The 17,992-nt window shown below is 45.5% G+C and carries 21 protein-coding genes and 1 pseudogene; 4 read left to right on the top strand and 18 right to left on the bottom strand.

All coding sequences use genetic code 11. The features are described 5' to 3' along the window. Nucleotides 1-71: 71 nt before the first annotated feature. Entirely contained in the window at nucleotides 72-1,037 is a 966-nt protein-coding gene (locus PaeBR_RS13375) for an alpha/beta hydrolase (protein ID WP_410511081.1), read from the top strand. Nucleotides 1,038-1,227: 190 nt separating this feature from the next. Here PaeBR_RS13375 and PaeBR_RS13370 read toward each other — a convergent pair whose 3' ends face one another. From PaeBR_RS13370 to PaeBR_RS13360, 3 genes are all read right to left on the bottom strand, one after another. Continuing rightward, entirely contained in the window at nucleotides 1,228-2,469 is a 1,242-nt protein-coding gene (locus tag PaeBR_RS13370) for an aminotransferase class I/II-fold pyridoxal phosphate-dependent enzyme (RefSeq protein WP_410511080.1), read from the bottom strand. Nucleotides 2,470-2,725: 256 nt separating this feature from the next. Further along, nucleotides 2,726-3,157 carry an RDD family protein gene (locus PaeBR_RS13365; RefSeq protein WP_410511079.1) on the bottom strand — a complete coding sequence of 144 codons (432 nt, stop codon included), beginning with the start codon at nucleotides 3,155-3,157 and terminating at the stop codon, nucleotides 2,726-2,728. Nucleotides 3,158-3,168: 11 nt separating this feature from the next. Then, entirely contained in the window at nucleotides 3,169-4,551 is a 1,383-nt protein-coding gene (locus PaeBR_RS13360; RefSeq protein WP_410511078.1) for a M48 family metallopeptidase, read from the bottom strand. 243 nt (nucleotides 4,552-4,794) lie between these two features. On the opposite strand from PaeBR_RS13360, the gene PaeBR_RS13355 reads away from it, so the two are divergent. Then, nucleotides 4,795-4,962: a hypothetical protein gene (locus PaeBR_RS13355; RefSeq protein WP_410511077.1), complete on the top strand. Its 168-nt coding sequence runs from the start codon at nucleotides 4,795-4,797 to the stop codon at nucleotides 4,960-4,962. 267 nt (nucleotides 4,963-5,229) lie between these two features. On the opposite strand, the gene PaeBR_RS13350 is transcribed toward PaeBR_RS13355, so the two are convergent. Continuing rightward, nucleotides 5,230-5,991, bottom strand: coding sequence for an aldo/keto reductase (locus PaeBR_RS13350; RefSeq protein WP_410511076.1), 762 nt, complete (start codon nucleotides 5,989-5,991; stop codon nucleotides 5,230-5,232). Between PaeBR_RS13350 and PaeBR_RS13345 the strand changes: the two are divergent. Further along, nucleotides 5,980-7,217, top strand: a pseudogene (locus PaeBR_RS13345) (MDR family MFS transporter). The gene PaeBR_RS13350 and the pseudogene PaeBR_RS13345 sit on opposite strands and share 12 nt — an antisense overlap. Here the strand turns inward: PaeBR_RS13345 and PaeBR_RS13340 are convergent. From PaeBR_RS13340 to PaeBR_RS13290, 11 genes are all read right to left on the bottom strand, one after another. Beyond that, entirely contained in the window at nucleotides 7,197-8,018 is an 822-nt protein-coding gene (locus PaeBR_RS13340; RefSeq protein ID WP_410511075.1) for a hypothetical protein, read from the bottom strand. The pseudogene PaeBR_RS13345 and the gene PaeBR_RS13340 sit on opposite strands and share 21 nt — an antisense overlap. A gap of 241 nt (nucleotides 8,019-8,259) precedes the next feature. Continuing rightward, on the bottom strand, nucleotides 8,260-8,748 hold the full coding sequence (locus PaeBR_RS13335; protein ID WP_410511074.1) for a flavodoxin domain-containing protein: 489 nt from the start codon (nucleotides 8,746-8,748) through the stop codon (nucleotides 8,260-8,262). Nucleotides 8,749-8,771: 23 nt separating this feature from the next. Then, nucleotides 8,772-9,656 carry a hypothetical protein gene (locus PaeBR_RS13330; protein WP_410511073.1) on the bottom strand — a complete coding sequence of 295 codons (885 nt, stop codon included), beginning with the start codon at nucleotides 9,654-9,656 and terminating at the stop codon, nucleotides 8,772-8,774. 27 nt (nucleotides 9,657-9,683) lie between these two features. Next, nucleotides 9,684-10,313, bottom strand: a complete 630-nt coding sequence (locus PaeBR_RS13325) for a TetR/AcrR family transcriptional regulator (RefSeq protein WP_410511072.1) — start codon at nucleotides 10,311-10,313, stop codon at nucleotides 9,684-9,686. Nucleotides 10,314-10,731: 418 nt separating this feature from the next. Beyond that, on the bottom strand, nucleotides 10,732-11,019 hold the full coding sequence (locus PaeBR_RS13320) for an AbrB family transcriptional regulator (RefSeq protein WP_410511071.1): 288 nt from the start codon (nucleotides 11,017-11,019) through the stop codon (nucleotides 10,732-10,734). After that, the gene (locus PaeBR_RS13315; protein ID WP_410515178.1) at nucleotides 10,923-11,150 is read right to left on the bottom strand and encodes an AbrB family transcriptional regulator; all 228 of its coding nucleotides are present in this window, start codon (nucleotides 11,148-11,150) and stop codon (nucleotides 10,923-10,925) included. Before PaeBR_RS13315 ends, PaeBR_RS13320 begins: the two co-directional genes overlap by 97 nt. A gap of 115 nt (nucleotides 11,151-11,265) precedes the next feature. Continuing rightward, nucleotides 11,266-11,667, bottom strand: a complete 402-nt coding sequence (locus tag PaeBR_RS13310; protein WP_410511070.1) for an Rrf2 family transcriptional regulator — start codon at nucleotides 11,665-11,667, stop codon at nucleotides 11,266-11,268. A gap of 39 nt (nucleotides 11,668-11,706) precedes the next feature. Then, nucleotides 11,707-11,847, bottom strand: a complete 141-nt coding sequence (locus PaeBR_RS13305) for a hypothetical protein (protein WP_410511069.1) — start codon at nucleotides 11,845-11,847, stop codon at nucleotides 11,707-11,709. A 68-nt stretch (nucleotides 11,848-11,915) separates the two neighbouring features. After that, entirely contained in the window at nucleotides 11,916-12,434 is a 519-nt protein-coding gene (locus PaeBR_RS13300; protein ID WP_410511068.1) for a hypothetical protein, read from the bottom strand. A gap of 62 nt (nucleotides 12,435-12,496) precedes the next feature. Continuing rightward, on the bottom strand, nucleotides 12,497-13,270 hold the full coding sequence (locus PaeBR_RS13295; RefSeq protein ID WP_410511067.1) for an SDR family NAD(P)-dependent oxidoreductase: 774 nt from the start codon (nucleotides 13,268-13,270) through the stop codon (nucleotides 12,497-12,499). Nucleotides 13,271-13,321: 51 nt separating this feature from the next. Then, nucleotides 13,322-13,831 (bottom strand): GNAT family N-acetyltransferase, encoded by a 510-nt coding sequence (locus PaeBR_RS13290; RefSeq protein ID WP_410511066.1) that lies wholly within the window; start codon nucleotides 13,829-13,831, stop codon nucleotides 13,322-13,324. Nucleotides 13,832-13,992: 161 nt separating this feature from the next. On the opposite strand from PaeBR_RS13290, the gene xerS reads away from it, so the two are divergent. Continuing rightward, on the top strand, nucleotides 13,993-15,075 hold the full coding sequence (gene xerS, locus PaeBR_RS13285; RefSeq protein WP_410511065.1) for a tyrosine recombinase XerS: 1,083 nt from the start codon (nucleotides 13,993-13,995) through the stop codon (nucleotides 15,073-15,075). A gap of 149 nt (nucleotides 15,076-15,224) precedes the next feature. Here xerS and mobB read toward each other — a convergent pair whose 3' ends face one another. From mobB to PaeBR_RS13270, 3 genes are all read right to left on the bottom strand, one after another. Further along, nucleotides 15,225-15,752 carry a molybdopterin-guanine dinucleotide biosynthesis protein B gene (mobB, locus tag PaeBR_RS13280; protein WP_410511064.1) on the bottom strand — a complete coding sequence of 176 codons (528 nt, stop codon included), beginning with the start codon at nucleotides 15,750-15,752 and terminating at the stop codon, nucleotides 15,225-15,227. 44 nt (nucleotides 15,753-15,796) lie between these two features. Continuing rightward, nucleotides 15,797-17,077: a gephyrin-like molybdotransferase Glp gene (gene glp, locus PaeBR_RS13275; protein ID WP_410511063.1), complete on the bottom strand. Its 1,281-nt coding sequence runs from the start codon at nucleotides 17,075-17,077 to the stop codon at nucleotides 15,797-15,799. 186 nt (nucleotides 17,078-17,263) lie between these two features. After that, complete coding sequence (locus PaeBR_RS13270; protein WP_410511062.1) at nucleotides 17,264-17,989, bottom strand: DUF4247 domain-containing protein; 726 nt, start codon at nucleotides 17,987-17,989, stop codon at nucleotides 17,264-17,266. Nucleotides 17,990-17,992 lie beyond the last annotated feature (3 nt).

The raw sequence follows: 17,992 nt of genomic DNA, 5'->3' as shown, positions 1-17,992 counted from the left end.
GGATGAACCTGGTTGGTTATGGATTGAGAAGAGCGAAGTTGACTATGGATATCTAAAGGAGACGATTATACATGCCTGAAATGAACAAGATTGTCCTTGAGCCCGCAGCACAGAAATTCGCTGATGACAACTCAAAGCCCCCCTTTCTTCCCGACATCGGACCTGAAAAAGGACGTGAAACGGTAGATAAAGTGCAATCCGGCGATATTGCTAGACCCGAGGCAGATTTAGAAGATATTTTGATTCCCGGCGGACCAAACGGTGACGTATCTGTACGAATTGTCCGGCCCAAAAACTCTTCTTCGGTTGCATTACCGATCATCATCTACATTCATGGAGCAGGCTGGGTGTTCGGAAATGCGCATACCCATGACCGCTTAATCCGTGAACTGGCTGTCGGTGCTGAAGCCGCCGTTGTTTTCCCGAACTACAGCCTGTCACCGGAAGCGAAATACCCAACGGCCATCGAAGAAATCTACGCCGTATTAAATTGGGCAGCCGAAAAAGGATTGGATCACAGACTTGATCCCAGCAAACTAACGGTAGCCGGTGACAGCGTCGGCGGGAACATGGCCGCAGCGATCACGCTGATGACCAAAGAACGCAGGGGTCCGAAAATTTCCAGGCAGCTGTTATTCTATCCGGTAACGGATGCTTCCTTCGATACAGAATCCTATAATCAATTTGCCGAAGGGTATTTCCTGCAGCGCGAAGGGATGAAATGGTTCTGGGATCAATATACAACAGACCCCGAAGAACGGGCACAGATCACCGCTTCTCCTCTTCGGGCCAGTATTGATCAACTATGCGATTTGCCCGAAGCTTTGGTCATTACCGGTGAAGCCGATGTACTGCGCGATGAAGGCGAAGCCTACGCTGCCAAATTACGCGAAGCAGGCGTGCCCGTGACCGCTGTCCGTTTCCAAGGGATCATTCATGATTTTGTGATGCTAAATGTCCTGGCTGACACCAACGCCAAAAAAGGAGCCATCCTGCTGGCAACAGCTTGGCTTCGGGAAGGCTTCAAATCATTTTAGCCTCTATCTCAAAATCAGTTCTTGCTTTCCAGCCGAAAACCGCGCACGGTGATCTCCCTTCCATGCCCGCTTTAACATGCGTCTGGTTTCCGGTACAACACCTCGCCGTGCAAGGGAAAGAGCCTGTGAGATGGAGATTGTTTTTGCTCGCAAAACATTTCAAGTAATGATTTTGGTGTTAAGCCTCATTTTATATAATAAAAAACGGACCGATCATTTCCCCGCGCAGATACCTGCCTATCCGCTTTGCGGCCTCCACCAGCCGCACTTCTTCCTCGACCAATGCAATTCTAACGAACCCCTCTCCTTGAGCGCCGAATGCATCGCCGGGAATTACGACTACCCCTGTTTTCAGCAGCAAATCGCGGGCAAAATCCCGTGAGCTTCCAGTCCCCGAATGGTTGCTGAATCCTTCAGGAAGCGGGGCCCAGATAAACATCGTTGCTTTCGGAACGGGAACCATCCACCCCTCCTGAGCCAAAGCTTCCACAAAGGCATCACGGCGGCGTTCGTAAAGAGGAGCTACTCCTTGCTCCGCGCCAGCTTCCATTGCCAGCTCCAAAGCAACTATGGCTGCTTCCTGAATCGGATCAAAAACACCATAATCTATATTGCTTTTCAGCTCCCGCAGCGCTCCAATGGCTTCCCGGTTCCCGGTCATAAATCCAATGCGGCAGCCAGCCATATTAAAGCTTTTGGAGAAGGAGTGAAATTCGACAGCCGTATCTATCGCCTCAGGCACCTGTAAAATACTTAACGGACGGTAACCGTCAAAGCCCATCTCCGAATAAGCCAAGTCGTGCACCACGAGTACATCCCACTTCCGGGCCAGAGAGATTAACTTTACGAAAAAAGCAAGATCCACTTCCGTTGATATCGGATTACCAGGAAAATTCAAGAGAATGAAAGCAGCTTCCCTCCATACGTTTTCCGGTATACTGTCCAGATCCGGCAGAAATTCATTCTCAGCCAGTAAGGGGAGATGCCAAGGCTTCACGCCTGCAATAGCCAGTGACCCTGAATAGATGGGATAACCCGGATCAGGAACGATCGCTATATCTCCAGGATTACAAATTGCCAAAGCAAGATGGGCAAGACCATCCTGAGATCCCATTAATGCTACCAGCTCTTCCTCCGCATCTACCTCCACACCAAATCGTTTAAGCATCCATGCAGCAGCCTGCTTACGGAATGCAAAACTTCCCTTGGAAGAAGGGTAGGAGTAGCTGTCCGCTCTCAATACCGCCGCACTTAAAGCTTCACGAATTTCAAACGCAGGAGCTTGGTCCGGACTGCCAATTCCAAGATTAATAACATCCAGGCCGGACTGAATGGCTTCACCCTTCCATATGGCTACTTCGGAGAAAATGGAGGAACCGAGCTGTGACAGCTTCTCCGATCTCCATTTCCGTTTGGAGCTGTGATAAGTCAAAGAAATCCACCCACTTGTTTTTTTTCAATCATTATAGCATGAGTCAGCAGAGGTTGACCGCAACCTGAAACACTTAACATCCACTATGCCCCTCTTTTCGAGCAAGCAAAGTATAGCTTGTATTGTTTGAAAATCGATTACATCCAAATATGCGCATAATTTATGTTATACGCTGTTTATTTCAGATAAAAATAAACCCCCATTGCTGTTGAAACAACAAGGGGGGTGTCAATATAATGCTTTTTTATGGTTACATTTATATTTTGTCCGGCTTTTCGTATGTCACATAAGTGCCGGCGATGAGATCATGAATGCTTCGTTTATCCTCACGCATTCCCATCATAAATGCACTTACAATAACTGCGATTCCGAAGGTAATACCGTAAATAATTGAAGCGACAATAACGCGCATAAGCATTGTTCCAAAACCGACGGTTTCACCATTCACTTTTACAATTCGAATCCCGACCATGCGTTTGCCTACGGTATATCCGAACCAAATGACAGGAAGGATTAAATAATACAATCCTGAGAGGATGTTTGTGTAAATATCATTCTCCCAATCCCCTGTTATCAAATAGCTAATGAATGCCAGGGGTATCATCACGACGATGGTATCCAAAATGTTCGCAAGTACGCGGATCCAAAATCCTGCGGGTTTGATGATGGATTGGTTGTAGTCTGCCATTACTATTCCTCCTAATTATAATTCCTTAATAAATTTACAATATCCTGATTTCCTTGCTTGATCGCGTGCATCAGTGCAGTTGAATCTTCATAATCTGTAAGCTCTGTATTTGCGTCAGCCTCTAACAAAGCTTGCACAATTTCAATTTGTTCGCTAGAGACGGCGTATATTAGAGGGGTCCAACCGTCATAATCTTGATGATCGATGTTTGCGCCTGACTCTAGCAATGATTGAACAATTTCCAAATGACCATCACCGGCTGCCGTCATTAAAGGGACAGCACCATAACTATCTTCCATATTTGGGTCTGCTCCTGCTTGAATCAACGCATTGAATCCTTCGGTATAAGAAGCTTTCACAGCCCAATGCAGTGCAGTCCAGCCGTTAGAATCTTGAGTGTCTATAGATTCTCCCGCATTTAATAAATTATTCAAATTTTGGAGATCTTCATCGACAACAGCAGTAATCAATGGAGTTGTGGATTCAAGACTCGAGTTCATATCAACCTCACTCATCAGCGCTTCAAAATCGAGCTTTTCAAGAGCAAAGATGCTTCCGCCAATTAAAACTGTAAATAGTAATGCAGCGGCTGACACCCAAATCCAAATTTTTTTAGAGGCTTGCTTAGTAGGGATTGTGTTATCAGCATCCCCCATGAACAAACCAATTTCGTTAATTCGCTTTGGCAGAGGAGGATGGGTCGATAACACTTCGCTCAACCAGATAACAAAGCCCTTTTCTTCATTTACCTGATTGAGATAACTTGTTCTATTCACACGTTTAGAAAGTAATTTTCCTATGCCGAACATAGTTAAGCAATTCTTGGCTGCTTCAGAATTCCCTGTGTAATAAGCCGCAAATCGGTCACAGGTATATTCGCATGCACGGGAATAGGCTTCTCTGACTCCAGGCATCCACATAGCCGGCAGCACTACCAATTGCCTTGAGAGATGTCGACGTTTAATATGTGCCAGTTCATGTGCGATCACAAAAGCCAGCTCAACTTCCGCGCCCTCTTCACTCAGTTCAAAAATCGAAGAATACAGCACAACCATATTTCGTCCAAAAAAGCGTGTAGCAAAAGCGTTTAAGGCTCCGCTTGATTCCATTACATATATATCGGGAACGAACTTCATCTCCATTTTAGCACACAATTCTTTCACCTTGTTGTATACTTCCGGGAATTGATCCGGGTTCAAACGAACCCCATTCGTGCGTATATTTCCAAGCATAAGAGAATGCAACAACAGGGATACCGCCAAAAACAAGCCAATATACATCATTCCTATAATTGAAATAATCAGAGCAATGTATGTCGCGATACTAATAACAAGAGCAATAATAAAATATTTCCTTTCATTTTTATGGATCAGTTTTTTCTGCGAATCGTCCATTGTATTATTTTCTCTCCTACGTATATATTTCCCTATTACATAAACCTAAACCGCTCATAATAAACAACATATCAAATGTAAACTTTGTCGTACAGAGGAATCTTATGGGAATTTTACTTATAAAAGGCCCTCCTGCCCTCCCGCGTTCATTGATCCTTCAAAGCTGTACATGCCATGCATGAAACTATCTCTGCCCAACTGCATAAGATACTTGAAAAGAGGTTGGCGAAGGTGGGATCATTTATGGCTAAAAACAAGCGTGGAAAAGCTCTTTGGCGTATGCCGTCCCGGAGCAGGGGAACTTGCCCGATCTGCGGCAGCACACGCATCAAGCTTTTGTATACCGGTAAAGGAACGTTGGGCGAGAAGATTAATGTATGCAAGAAATGCCATGGGAAAGAAGCAAGCTAAACAATGGAGCGTTAATGGTTGGGCATTAATCACTGAAAGCTTTGTCGCCGATTAAATAGACGCTTGATAAGCAAAAATGTTGCAGAAATCATACGCTACGACTAATCTGCGGTATATGCAAAAAAAAGCAAGGAGAATGGTGTTCATCCTCCCTGCTTTATGCATTAAAGCTTAATATTAAGAATACTGCATTACGTAGGAACCACTATAACATACGCCTCAGATTATCAATGTTTCCTTAATTTGCAGTTTAGTTGTCGCAAGTATTTAGGTCTGACCTACCCAGTCCGGTCCGGCTGTACTGCGCCAGATGCTGCGGATCTCCTCATATTGCTCTCGTGGCAGCGGGCCCTTCTCAAGCAAAGCCGCATTCTGCTGCCAGCGGTCCGGGTTTTTGGTGCCGACAATCGCCGTGTGCACTCCGGGAGTGCTGAGTGTAAACCGCAGGGCGATTTCTACACCATTTTGGTTGTCCGCAAGAAACCCGTATCCGAGATCACGCAGGCGATTCCAGTAAATATAAGGATATTCGGTCTCCCCCATGCTCTCAAAAGTCCAAGCGGCGTTGGCAATCGGCCGCTTTGCGGTTACGCCCATGTTCCGTTTGATCGCCTCGTTCAGCGTCAAATCAATCACTTCCTGGTCGGCAATGTTAACCGATGTCTCCAGACTGTCGAAAACCCCGGTCTGAACCGCATAGCGTGCATCCTTTCGATCTCCACTATAACCAATGTAGCGGATTTTGTCTGCTTGTTTGGCGCGTTGAAGCACTTCGATAACTCCACCCTCTCGCAGAACCTCTTCCCTGCAGCTGTGCAGGTGAATCATATCCACGTAATCGGTCTTCAGGCGCTTAAGACTGCGGTCGATGCTTTTTTCCAGCATCAAGAGATCCCAATCGGGATAATCCAATCCGGAAGAATGCCCGCATTTAGTAAACAGATAATAGTCGCTGCGGCGTCCGCCGAGAACCTTGCCGATCAGTTCCTCGCTGTTGCCGTAGCATTCCGCCGCTTTATGAATCAGCATTTACGCCACATTCATCCTTTAGCCTGGACCATTATCATCGGCACGATGTTCGGACGTCTGGGACCTCCATGAGCATCCCCTTTTTATCGATTTATCTAACTCAAGTACTCGGTGCTTCTCCCACAGAAACAGGGATTACGGTTGCCGTCAGTTCACTGGCTGGAGTTATGGTCAGCTTTTATGGAGGATATATCTCTGATGTCTTGGGCCGCAAAATCGTCATGCTAATCTCTGTTTTCGGCTGGGCCGGTGTGTTTTTCGGTTTCTCCGCAGCTCAGCATTTGTGGGTTTTCTTCCTGGTGAATACGCTGAACGGATTATACCGGGCTGTATTTGAACCGACTTCACGGGCGCTTTTATCCGATATTACACCTGCCGACCGTAAGCTCTTGGTGTTTAATCTGAGATATGCGGCTATTAATTTGGGGGTTGTTTTTGGTCCGATCATAGGCCTGCAGCTCGGCTCAGCCAAGTCTACCTTTCCGTTTCTGATTGCAGGTTTTGTCTACATCGCCTACGGTCTGGTGCTATTTCTGCAGTTTAAGCTTCACCGTTCCAGTCTGCCCACTCGTTCCAAATCCAAGGCTCCACGATTACGTGAAGCCCTGGCAACAACTGGCCGGGATCGTGTCTTTCTGCCCGTCTTGATTGGAACTGTTTTTTGTGTTCTGGGCTATGGTCATTTCAGCTCTACACTGGCTCAGTATTTGGCGCTAAACACTCATTTTGCCGATGGCGGGAAAGTATTCTCTTATATGCTATCGCTTAATGCTGTGACAGTGCTTGTAGTACAATATCCTATTGTCCGGGCCGCCCGTAATTTTCCGCCGCTTGTTCCTCTGATTCTTGGGAATATCTGCGTCGCGATGAGCCTGTTGCTGTTCGGACTGGCTGAAGGGATTGTTCTGCTTATGTTCAGTGTCGTGCTGTTCACTATTGGTGAAGTGCTGCTCTTTACCATGATGGATATGCTGATCGACCGGATCGCTAATCCGGAAATGAAGGGCACCTACTTTGGAACCATTGGATTTAATAACCTTGGGAATGTTATGGCTCCTATTCTCGGCGGATTGCTGCTGGACCAGTTCGGCGCTCATAACGGCCCCGCCGTCTTTATCCCGCTGGCTTTATCTGCCGCTTTGGGACTTCCCTTTCTGATTACTGCACACAGAAGGCTCACTGTAGGGAAAAGACAGTGGCTTTATTCAAGAATGGTCAACAGCTGATTTTAGTTTTGAGCTTTCTTTAACATTTATAATCAGACAACCGATAATTACAGAAACAATATCCATTGCAGTTCTTATACTTAAATCCAGAATGTCTACTTTTAAAACAAGTGGCAGAAAAAAGTTACGGAAAAATAAATCAATACCAAAAATAACTCCTCCAAATATTATAGACTTTGTAAAAACATTTTTAATATGAATCGTATAATTTAAATATTCAAACATAATTCCTGTAATAACACCTGCACAGATAACCCATATAAGCGTTCTCCCTTGTGCTTGTTCAAACATAGAATAAATATGAAATCCCTTATACTGAATAATTCTACCCATTGTAAATATCAAAGTAATAACTGAAATATTACATATGGAATTAACAGTTAATTTATGTTTTTTCTTTGTCGAGCTCTCAGATAAAAATCTTCCTGACAATAATCCTAAGACTAAAAGTACAGCGCCGTCTGCCAAAGGATAAGTAATTAAATCAATAGTAGAACCATGCGGCAATGGCTCAACCAAGAATACCGTCCATACCACCGCATATATTAAGCCTGTTTTATAACCTTTTGATATTCTCCCACCACCCATGCCTCTATGAATTAAAATAAAAATAAGAGTAAGTGCAGTAAATGCTGCTGTACCATAAATCATAAAAGCTATAGGTAAAGTACCATTCCTGGCAAATACACTCTGCTGCAATACCGTCTGATTTGTTGAGGGTATAATAAGTTGTAACATTGAACGAATTAGTATAGCTATAAAGCTAATCCCCACTATTTTAAATAATTTCTTACCAGTCATTACAAACCCTTCTCCTTTAAACCCACATTATAGTTTGTTTCCCTGATTTTAAAACCCTTTATCTTTGTATAAGAATGAGTTGTATGTGACTGGAGAGGTGTGTTATTTAGCTTCTTTTAACCTGGTATCTGAATTAGAGAGTGTGGAGTTGATAGTAATAAGCAATAAGTAGATAAGTGGGGGAATATTATTGTTCTTTATTGTGAATTTTTCATATAATGAAATTATCTCATTAAGCCTTTTACATTTTATCGATGGGGTTCGTCATAGCATGGGCGAATTTCTCAATGGTTGTGGTTGAGAGTCCCGTTCCCGACTTCTCTTTCCCTTTTACAATCCGCATAATGAATTTGTCCATCAGGCTCAGTTTATCGTAATAAATCTCATCCCCGAACACTTCAGATGCAGACGCCCGCTTTAGCAGATCTATCGGAAATGCCGACTGCAGCTCTTGTGCGGCTTGCTCCTTCGATCCGGCGCATATAAACAGACCTATCCGTTTACAGACCAATTGAGGCATTGCATTATTTACGAAAGCTGTCATTTCCTTCTGAATTTTTCCGTAATAGATCGATCCCCCAAAAATAACACTATGATATGTCGTTAGCGGGGGTACTTGGGCGTGCAGCAGATTAACAACATCAACCTCCCCACCCATTTTTGATTTCAACAGGTAGGCTGCTTTTTCAGTACATCCGTATTTGGTGGTATAGACGATAATTGTCTTCACTCTGAACCTCTCCTTTCATGCGGCTATAGGATGATTTCCTCTTTACCAGGTTCCCTAACGTTCCTCAATAAAATGACCAGACATACAATTATTCCTGCGTTAAAAATCGGAAATATCGCTGTCTCCACAGGTGATACTTTAACTCCCGCATAAATCATTGCACCCAGCATAGCCGAAATGGCAGTCAGCATCGTAACTCCTTTTACAATAACTACTGCCGCCAGCAAATAACCGAACGATTGTCTGCGGATCACCAATAATCCTGTAACAACGGCTACCGGAACTACAATGGCAAGATCCAATGCTTGAATAGTTAGCGTAGTATAATGTTCCAACCCCGCCGGAATCAATCCTTTTGTGAGCGGATTCACAATCTTACCCAGCCACAACATGGCAATGGCGAAGGCAATGAACCAGAGAAAAACAGCAATCGACTTGGCAGGCAGGCTTTCTTTAAAGTAAACAGGCAGCATACGCTTATCAAAGGACATCATCGTTAATATAAAGGCAAAAAAACAGGCCGAAAACAACACGACATACACTAGAAACATGGAATTATACATTGCTAAAAAACAGTAGGACGCAAAGGTATATAAAAAATATCCCAAGGTTCCCGTTAGCAGCAGCCGGCCTCTTATTAACCCTTTTACAGTCAAAATTAAGGATAAAATCAGCAGAGGAACACCCAAGAACAGTGTAACCGCATCCTGAGCTCTGGCTTGTGCAGCCATGGATACAGAATCGTAGGCATAGATCCCCTTTCCGTCAATTTGCACGGTTTCGCCCCGAATCGTCGTAAATGAATATTCTCCCGACCCGCCGCTGGAAAATAACCCGTATCCTGCTGCTATGGCTGATAAGAGAATAATCATTAGGCCCAGCACTACAACTGTTTTAATATGCTTCATTGAAAGCTTCCTCCCCATGATTTGAAATCAGTTCCCATTTCTTTCAGCAATAGCCAGCATCGCATCTAGATAGTGAGAGATAAGAGCTTCCCGCTGCTCTTCCGGGAGGTCTTTCTCCACCGTCAATCGCATAATTAAGCCAAAGGCGGAGCTCCAAATCACTTGGGCTGTCCGTTCAACATAAGCGTCTTCCTTGTCTTTCATATGCTGAAATTGGCGGAGATTCTGACATAGCATACCGATTGCTGGCCGTTCCTGCGCAGCCCCCCTAAATAATACAGCGGTATGTCTTAGCACAGCAGGGGATTCATTTAACATAACGTTCCGGTATTGGGCTCCTTCTGCAATGGACATATTAATAAATTGCCGTAACGAATGCTTTAGCTTCAAGGCAGGTTGATCGTTCATACCCTCACTCTGCGCAGTTCGTATACCGGAAACCATCTGCTGATAGCCTTTTTGCAGTACATGCTCTACGATATCTTCTTTCCCCTGAAAATAGTGATAGATGATGCCCGGCGAATATTCGATTATATTGGCTATCTTACGAATGGAAAGCTTTTCTATACCTTCTTCCGCAATAATCCGGCTTGCACTTTCCAGAATAAGTGTCCTCATTTCTTCACGTTCACGTTCTTTTCTGCTTTCGGTTGTCATGCCTGTGGCCCCCTTTCATTCAGTTATATAAAATGAACTAGAAATTTTACTTTAAGGAGTCGGCCGTAACTACGGGGAATGTTTGGACTTCCGGCCGCTGTTGTCTCCAAATTTCTTAGATTATCCCGCTTTTCGCGGATGAAATCCGGAGACAAAGGCGATCGCTATCGCTCCTACAGTTCCAAACTTCCCCTCCCGTTACTTCTCACTCTGTTGTCTTTTTTCCAGTTCATATTATATAGTATACATTTCATCTTTTAACGACGTTCAACATCTGAACACTGTTAAATATATATTTTGCTGTATCACAAGTCAATCTGTTTTAGGCCTAAGCTTGGGATTTTTTTTGCATTTTTTATATCCGTCAGATTTAGTTTACATAATATTTATTATGTCACCTCCACTGTTCTCGTTTTCTTTACTCTAAAAATAATTTTAAATAAAGGCGGGACAGCGAAAAAAATAAAAAAAGTTCGGAAAAGATGAAATCCAGCCACCATAGACAGCCTGCGATCAGTACAATGCTGCTTGCAATTGCCAGGAGGATTGTCCGAAGTTTATGTGTCAGCTTTCCGGGATTCAGCAGCAGTCCGACATAAATACCGATCATCAGTTGGGCCGCATTAATAATAAGGGAGGGGATAACGATAATCCGATGGTATAACCAACGATAATCATCCCGGTGTTTCTGAACCTTCCGGGCCACTCAAAATACCTTTTCTTTGTATTGGAACCTATGAGTGACGCAAGCATAGGCCCAAGCAGCCAGGGAAGCGGCAGATGAAGCAGCATGAACAGAGCACCTCCCAGTAGGGCACTGAGCAGAGTAATTGCTATATTTACAGTTTTTTGTGTATAGGGCGGTGGTTTATGCCATTATCAAGCCTCATCTCTGTATTCTAGTGATTCATTGGATATGTGCACTTTTCAGCACAGATTAATACAAAAAAACTCATTCCATTAAATCCGCAATAGTATACGATTGCAGCACTTGATCCACCTGTGTATGAATATCCGACATGATCTTTCCGAAGGAGTCGCGCATCTTATTACCGAACATATGTTCACCTGTTGTATCCAGCATACGATCCCATTGCGGGCATTGACTATGTACCGAGTGATATACCTCTACCAGATTAATATCCGCTGGACGCTTTGCCAGGGTATATCCCCCGCCTCTGCCTTGTTTCACCTCTACTAAACCATTCTCCGTCAGCCGGGATAATATTTTGCGTAAAGCGGTAGGCTCACAATGGATATGCTCGGCAATCTCTTCACTGGAGCATTGTTCTGCATGTGAAGCAAGTATAATTAACGCCTGTAATCCAAATCCGAATCGTTTTAGCTCCGCCATGTATCCTTGCGCACTCCTCTGCATTGTATAAAGTCAGTTCTAGTCAATATCGGCAATCTTCCATTCCCCCTGCTTATTCCGCAGTAAAGAAATGGTAAAGGCCTGTTCAGAATAAAAGCCTTCCGGAGTCATGCGCTCATATAGCGCGTTAAACTTAACGCGCTTGGAATCTTGCGGCATTCCATCATAGATGACCTCTTCAAACCGGTAAATGTAATTATTGTCTACCCAGTGTTGCAGCCCTCGTACTACAATCGGTGAATAAAGAGTAGAATTTCGGGAACCTTGACGAATACACCGCCAATCAGGGGCTCTCTCTTCTCCAGTACCTGAATATCCGAAATCATATCCGTAAAAAGAGGAAGCATTTGCTCACGTGCATCTGCACTCGTCCGGACTTCGGCCAGATAAGGTTTCCCTTTCGCCACAAAAGAGAAAAGGTCTACAGTGCCGTCTCCATCCCTAAAGCTCCCCATATATTCCTTATATTTAGTTAAAGATTCGTTTGCACCAGTGATGGTTGGCAGATCGGCGGATGCAGGTGTTGAAATAAGGGTGATGTAATTTCGTTTGTCTTCAGTCCCCCATGCCGTACCGCCATTCCAGTCAAAACGCATCATCGTGTCAGGCATAAAGAGTCCAAGCGGCAACACCAAAAACTCTGTGTCCAGTTCATTACCATCCACTATATAAAATCGTCCTGAGCCGTCATAATCCGTGATATCCTCTTCGAATAGTCGTACCGACTTCGCCTTCTTCTTATTCATGCACAACCACCTCGATTACCAGACGCTGGAAACCGCAAATAGTTGCGCTGGTACCTGCTTCATCAGAAGCCGAATATACTCATACCGCCATCCACCAATAATGTCTGTCCTGTAACATAATTAGCCGCATCGGAAGACAGGAAGACAACTGGACCTACGAGCTCCTCGAGATTACCGATACGCCCCAGCGGAGTGCGGTCCAGAATTCGTTTCAGATACTGTTCATCAGCCAGCAGTTTTTCCGTTAAAGGCGTACGGAAATACCATGGACCAACCGCATTTACCCGAATGCCGTAGTCACCCCACTCTAATGCCAAATTTTTGGTCATTTGAATAAGAGCGGCCTTCGTCGATCCATATACAACGCCTGTGCGCAGAGCCGTGTGACCCGCTACGGAAGAGATATTGACAATACTGCCTCCACCCTGCTCTTTCATTATTTTGGCAGCAAGCTGGGAAGCAATAAGTGCCGACTTTAGATTTGTGCCAACAATGGTCTCCCACTCCTGATCTGTAACCTCAAGTGCAGGTGTCCGAATGTTCATCCCGGCGTTATTAACAAGGATATCGAGTCGTCCGGCATCTGCGGCAAGGCGTGAGAACACTTCCTCCATCTGATCTCTCTGACTGACATCCGCTGGATAACAATAGCTTTGTGCTGAGGTGTGCTCCGAAATCAAGGCTGAAGTTTCCTGTAAATCACTTAATGTTCTGGATACAAGTGCAACATTGCAGCCGGCCTCCGCCAGACCGATTGCCAGCGCGCGTCCAATTCCCTTTCCGGCACCCGTTACAAGTGCGGTTTTCCCTGTTAGCATAAAAGTCGGTAAATACAAGTCATCATCCCCTATAATGAATTAATTGAATATAAACTCAAGCAGCTCTCCTCATTTTTTAAGTCGATTTGCTTCAAATGAATTGAAATATTGACTTGGATTTCCCTGCATCGGATTAAACCGTTCCTGGAACTTCCCCTGCGTATAGCTGTCAATCACCCGATGCCAGAAATTGCGGGCTGGTGAATTGGCCCGAACCTGCGACACCTTCCAATCACCGGGGAACGTATCAAAGAGTTTGTGTGCAGCCCAGGTACCTACGCCTGTACGCCGATATTTCTGCATCACAAAAAACTCGGTCATATAGAACTGCCCTTCAGGATTGCGAAGCATACGGTCGATCAAAGCAAACCCGGCCAGATTCCCATCCGCAATAATAAGGTACGGATATTTGTTATTTCCGCTGTGCCAATAAGCTTCCAATCCAGGATAAGATGGAAATACCCCCTCCTGGTCTACATCGAAATCCAAATAGCGGGTAAAGTCATACAAATAGAGCTGCATTAGTCTGCTGATCACATGCTTCCGTTCTTTGGGCACCAGCTCGATTCTAAGTTCCATAGTCCACCTCTGTCTGAAATCACGTATACATCACATGATATAACTTTGTCCCTTTAGGAGCAAGGCGAGGCAAAGATCAGAGCTTCAACGAAGCGTCAATGGATGAAAACGTGATAATATAGAGGAGACATTATGCTAATTATGAAAAAGGTGAAACCGTCATGAGTATTCAAAAACACAGCGACCGTCTGAAGCTTGACCAAAAATTGCCGGACATGCCTTGGTTTGTTCAGCAATTCATTGATTATAAGCTGCCTGATCTCTCTCCTTCTACCCTGCTGGAATATGTTCGGGATTATGAATCCTTTTTCGGCTGGCTGCGAGCGGAAGGACTCACTCAAGCAGCGAACAACACCGAGCTGACCCTGCATGATCTGGAGACTCTTCATATGGATAGTGTAGTCGGATACAGGCTGCATCTGATGACCCGTATTGATGGAACCAATACCAAAATTACAGTTTCCCGCAAGCTGTCCGCTTTGCGTTCTTTATTTCATTACCTAAGCCAGATTGCCGAGGATGAAAACTTCTATCCACTGCTTAAACGGAACATCATGGCCAAGGTAGAGATCAAACGTATACACAAGCCTAAGGACACCGCCGCGAAGCTCAAAGGAAAGATTTTGGAAGAGGATGAGCTGCTGGAATTTGTCGGTTACATTCTGGAAGGCTACGGGATGGATGTACAGAACAATAAGCAGGCCTTCTATTCCTTTCAGCAAAACCGGGAGCGAGATGCCTGTATCGTTAGTCTTATTCTCAACTCCGGCCTCCGCGTGTCGGAGGTCGTAAATCTCAATGTGGATGATCTGGATTTTGGCAACAAGCTGTTATACGTATTCCGGAAAGGACATAACGACGAAACGTTCAAAACACCGGTATATTTCCGTGAACAAGCCAAGGATGATCTGTCACTCTATTTAAGTCTGCGGCAAACCCGCTACAAAACGCCCAAGAAAGAAAAGGCATTGTTCATTGCTTTACCCAACGGTCACATCGAAGGTAAACGCATGACCAAACGGGCGATTCAGGAAATGACCATTAAGTACGCCAAGCGTTTTGGCAAACCGTATCTTACCGTGCACAAGCTGCGCCACTCGTTCGCCACGGATTATTACCTGCAGAACGATATTTATAAAACAAAGGAACAGCTCGGCCACGCTTCCACCGAAACCACCGAGGTATACGCTCATCTTACTGACAAAACCATGTCAGATGCCATTGAGCGCCGTCTGGAGCCTTGAAATATGTATTGAAAATAAAGCGGCGGTCTCTGCCCCTCATTGGAGCGGTCTGGGCCGCCGTTCTTTGTGACCGGGGTTTGTGAAAACATAGCATATAGCAGATCGGTAATTTTTTGTGTTTTCTATTGTGAATTTCTCATATGTTGAAATTAGGTCAATAATAGCAAATAGTTAGCGATGCCCGTAACATCGTTGATGTTAAATTGCGGCATACCTTTAGGCTTATGCAAGGCTACAGAATCTTTCATTTGTTCCCAATACGCTGCTGAAGATACTGCTGTTAATGACAGCAGAGCCAAATCCTCCTCATTCCGGATCAGAACCATTTTGGGATAATGCTCAGCTTTGAACCCTTCGACCAGAATATAATCATAGCCTTCAAAAGACTTCACCAGCTCTGGCAGTCCGATTCCCTGTTCTTCAATCCTCGCCGTCCGGGTTCCATTGGTTATAGCAACTGCAGTTGCTCCAGCCTCACTCTGCCTCCACGTATCTGTCTGAGGATGGTTGATTTCAATATCGTGATGACTATGCTTAATGACAGCTACTGTGTGTCCCTTTTCCCGCAGCAGCGGGATTAATGCACAGATTAAAGAGGTTTTGCCACTGTTTTTGTAACCAACGAACTGGCAAACGGCAGATTTACGCGAACTATTCGATTGTATAGATGATCTCATCTTTTATTCACCTCAATCTTGTCTTAAATGTATCCACCTATGCTTTACGCCTGAATATCTCCCGGGAGCTTGATCACCTTAACCTTCGCTCCAGCGGTTAACCCCCGCTCCTCCGGAGGCACTATAATGAGGCAATTGCTGTCTTTGATTGTCACCATAACAGAGGACTCATCAATTTTGGCCGGAAATGCATAGAGACTTCCCTCCCGGAATTCCAGACGCGCACGCACAAAGCGGGTAAAGTTGTTCACTTTAGGATAATCCTCACCAAGCGTAGCCGTCCATTCCGGCAGATATGGCTTCGATGCCCCTTGCATCAGGCCAATCACCGGACGGGCAAACAATTGAAACCCGACAAAACAGGCTCCCGGATTGCCGGAGAGCGCTAGCAGCAGCTTGCCTCCGCGAACCGCCGCCGTAGTTACGCTTCCCGGGCGCATCGTTACCTTATTGAACAGCATGTCCCCGCTCTGCTCGCTTATCAAATCGCCCATAATATCGTAGTCGCCTACCGAAACTCCGCCTGTTGTGATCACAAAATCGTATGATTCCAATACCATTTGCACTTTGCTCCTGGCCAGCTCCAAATCGTCGACAATGGCTCCCAGCATGATAGGCTCTCCGCCTGCCTCTCTTACGAGGGCCTCCAGCATAGGGGAATTGCTATTGCGGATTCTGCCGGGCTGCAGCGGCTCATGCACCTCCAGGAGTTCAGTTCCTGTTGCAAAAATGCCAACCTTAGGCCGGCGGCGCACCTTAACGGTATGTACGCCAAAGGCCGCCAGAACTGCAATTTCTCCGGCGGAAATGAGACCCCCCGCAGGCAGAACAAGATCGCCCTGGCTTAGCTCCAAACCGCGGGGCGTAATGTTTCGTCCAGCCTCCTGTGTCTTGCGGATGCCCACATATGAAGTTCCATCCGTTACTCGGCTCTCTGTGGCCTCCAGCATAATAACAGTATCCGCGCCTTCAGGCACCTGAGCTCCTGTCATAATCCGTGATGCTTTACCTGAGGTAACATCCACCGCAGGCACTGCTCCACACGGGATATTATCCACTACCTCCAGCCAGACTGTATTTTCACTGCCACATTCCTCTGTATCCGCAGCAATTAGAGCATAACCATCCATTCCAGATCGCTTAAATGCCGGAAAGGGGTGTGGTGCTATAACAGCCTCTGCCAAGTAACGCCCGCAGCTCTGGCTTAGCGGCACCTCCTCAAGATCAAGTGCATTTGCATATTGGATCACTCTGGCCTGAGCCTCTTTAACCTGCAGGGCCCTGCGCTGAAATTTATCATCCCTTGAATCCGGATTTCTTGTCATAGTAGACCTCCATTTCCTGTGCTGGATCAACAGAACTATTTTAACACGGACTTCCCTGAACCTAAACATCGCTCCGCCGCTTATATGAATCCAATTATAACAGATGAGAATATATGTTCGCAATTATTTCATAAAAAGAGACGCAATCTTAATGATCGCGTCCCAAATCGATCCTTCTATTTTCCTTTAACGCCTGCCCCGTCGGCCGATTCTGCCGGTTCGGTACCGGGTTTGGGGCTTGTTTATTCTCTGCCGGGGGGCATCAAAATAACCGGAGCCGCCCCTTTCGCGTGAAATGCTCCCTTTTGTATTGCCGTTATCAGAGCCGTTTGTCCCTCCGGTTACGCTCCCGCTTCTACCCCGGCGTGAGACCAACCCTTGCCGTACTACTGTAATCGGTGGGGCAATTTTTTTGTCCTGTTCGGTAGGCATGCGGTACGAACCTTGGCTTGGCTTGTATATATCCCTGCTGCCATAACCCCGGTAAGATCCCGTTCCATACCCGGAATTAAAGAGGCTGCCAATCAATCTTGCAGTCAAATACATCTGCAGAAAGCTTGCGTCATAATTATTCCGCACATACTCTTCTGAATTGACTTCAACCAGTGTATCCTCAGGCTTCTGAGGGTCCTGCTGCAAATGGTACCACTGGCTGCCGTATACGAGGAACATTCGCTCATCATTGGCAGGTGAGATTTGATCCGGCATTTTTTGCGCGGATAATGACTCCGCTACCTCTGTAACCGACTGATCGCTAGCTCTGTAGACAAAAGAAGTCGCATTCCCGTCACGGTTTACGGATTCAAGCGGGTAGCTTTCTTTTACGTTAGGAGCACCGCACCCACTAAGCAAAGAAGCCAGCAGTCCAAGCACTATAATGATTTTTAGCCAGCGTGAAGACACGCCTTCCATAAA

The sequence above is a fragment of the Paenibacillus sp. BR2-3 genome (assembly GCF_046529485.1).
GTDB lineage: Bacteria > Bacillota > Bacilli > Paenibacillales > Paenibacillaceae > Paenibacillus_AQ.
The sequence above is the reverse complement of the archived record's forward strand: the minus strand, read 5'-3'. Positions and strand labels throughout refer to the sequence as shown.

Bases quoted from the DNA above. Each gene is read 5' to 3' on its own strand.
- PaeBR_RS13355 (WP_410511077.1), top strand. From the start codon at position 4,795: ATGGCTAAAAACAAGCGTGGAAAAGCTCTTTGGCGTATGCCGTCCCGG.
- mobB (WP_410511064.1), bottom strand. From the start codon at position 15,752: ATGAGATCATCTATACAATCGAATAGTTCGCGTAAATCTGCCGTTTGC.
- PaeBR_RS13325 (WP_410511072.1), bottom strand. From the start codon at position 10,313: ATGACAACCGAAAGCAGAAAAGAACGTGAACGTGAAGAAATGAGGACA.
- PaeBR_RS13330 (WP_410511073.1), bottom strand. From the start codon at position 9,656: ATGAAGCATATTAAAACAGTTGTAGTGCTGGGCCTAATGATTATTCTC.
- PaeBR_RS13310 (WP_410511070.1), bottom strand. From the start codon at position 11,667: ATGGCGGAGCTAAAACGATTCGGATTTGGATTACAGGCGTTAATTATA.
- PaeBR_RS13270 (WP_410511062.1), bottom strand. From the start codon at position 17,989: ATGGAAGGCGTGTCTTCACGCTGGCTAAAAATCATTATAGTGCTTGGA.
- PaeBR_RS13300 (WP_410511068.1), bottom strand. From the start codon at position 12,434: ATGAATAAGAAGAAGGCGAAGTCGGTACGACTATTCGAAGAGGATATC.
- PaeBR_RS13305 (WP_410511069.1), bottom strand. From the start codon at position 11,847: ATGCCGCAAGATTCCAAGCGCGTTAAGTTTAACGCGCTATATGAGCGC.
- PaeBR_RS13340 (WP_410511075.1), bottom strand. From the start codon at position 8,018: ATGACTGGTAAGAAATTATTTAAAATAGTGGGGATTAGCTTTATAGCT.
- PaeBR_RS13375 (WP_410511081.1), top strand. From the start codon at position 72: ATGCCTGAAATGAACAAGATTGTCCTTGAGCCCGCAGCACAGAAATTC.
- glp (WP_410511063.1), bottom strand. From the start codon at position 17,077: ATGACAAGAAATCCGGATTCAAGGGATGATAAATTTCAGCGCAGGGCC.
- xerS (WP_410511065.1), top strand. From the start codon at position 13,993: ATGAGTATTCAAAAACACAGCGACCGTCTGAAGCTTGACCAAAAATTG.
- PaeBR_RS13350 (WP_410511076.1), bottom strand. From the start codon at position 5,991: ATGCTGATTCATAAAGCGGCGGAATGCTACGGCAACAGCGAGGAACTG.
- PaeBR_RS13365 (WP_410511079.1), bottom strand. From the start codon at position 3,157: ATGGCAGACTACAACCAATCCATCATCAAACCCGCAGGATTTTGGATC.
- PaeBR_RS13290 (WP_410511066.1), bottom strand. From the start codon at position 13,831: ATGGAACTTAGAATCGAGCTGGTGCCCAAAGAACGGAAGCATGTGATC.
- PaeBR_RS13360 (WP_410511078.1), bottom strand. From the start codon at position 4,551: ATGGACGATTCGCAGAAAAAACTGATCCATAAAAATGAAAGGAAATAT.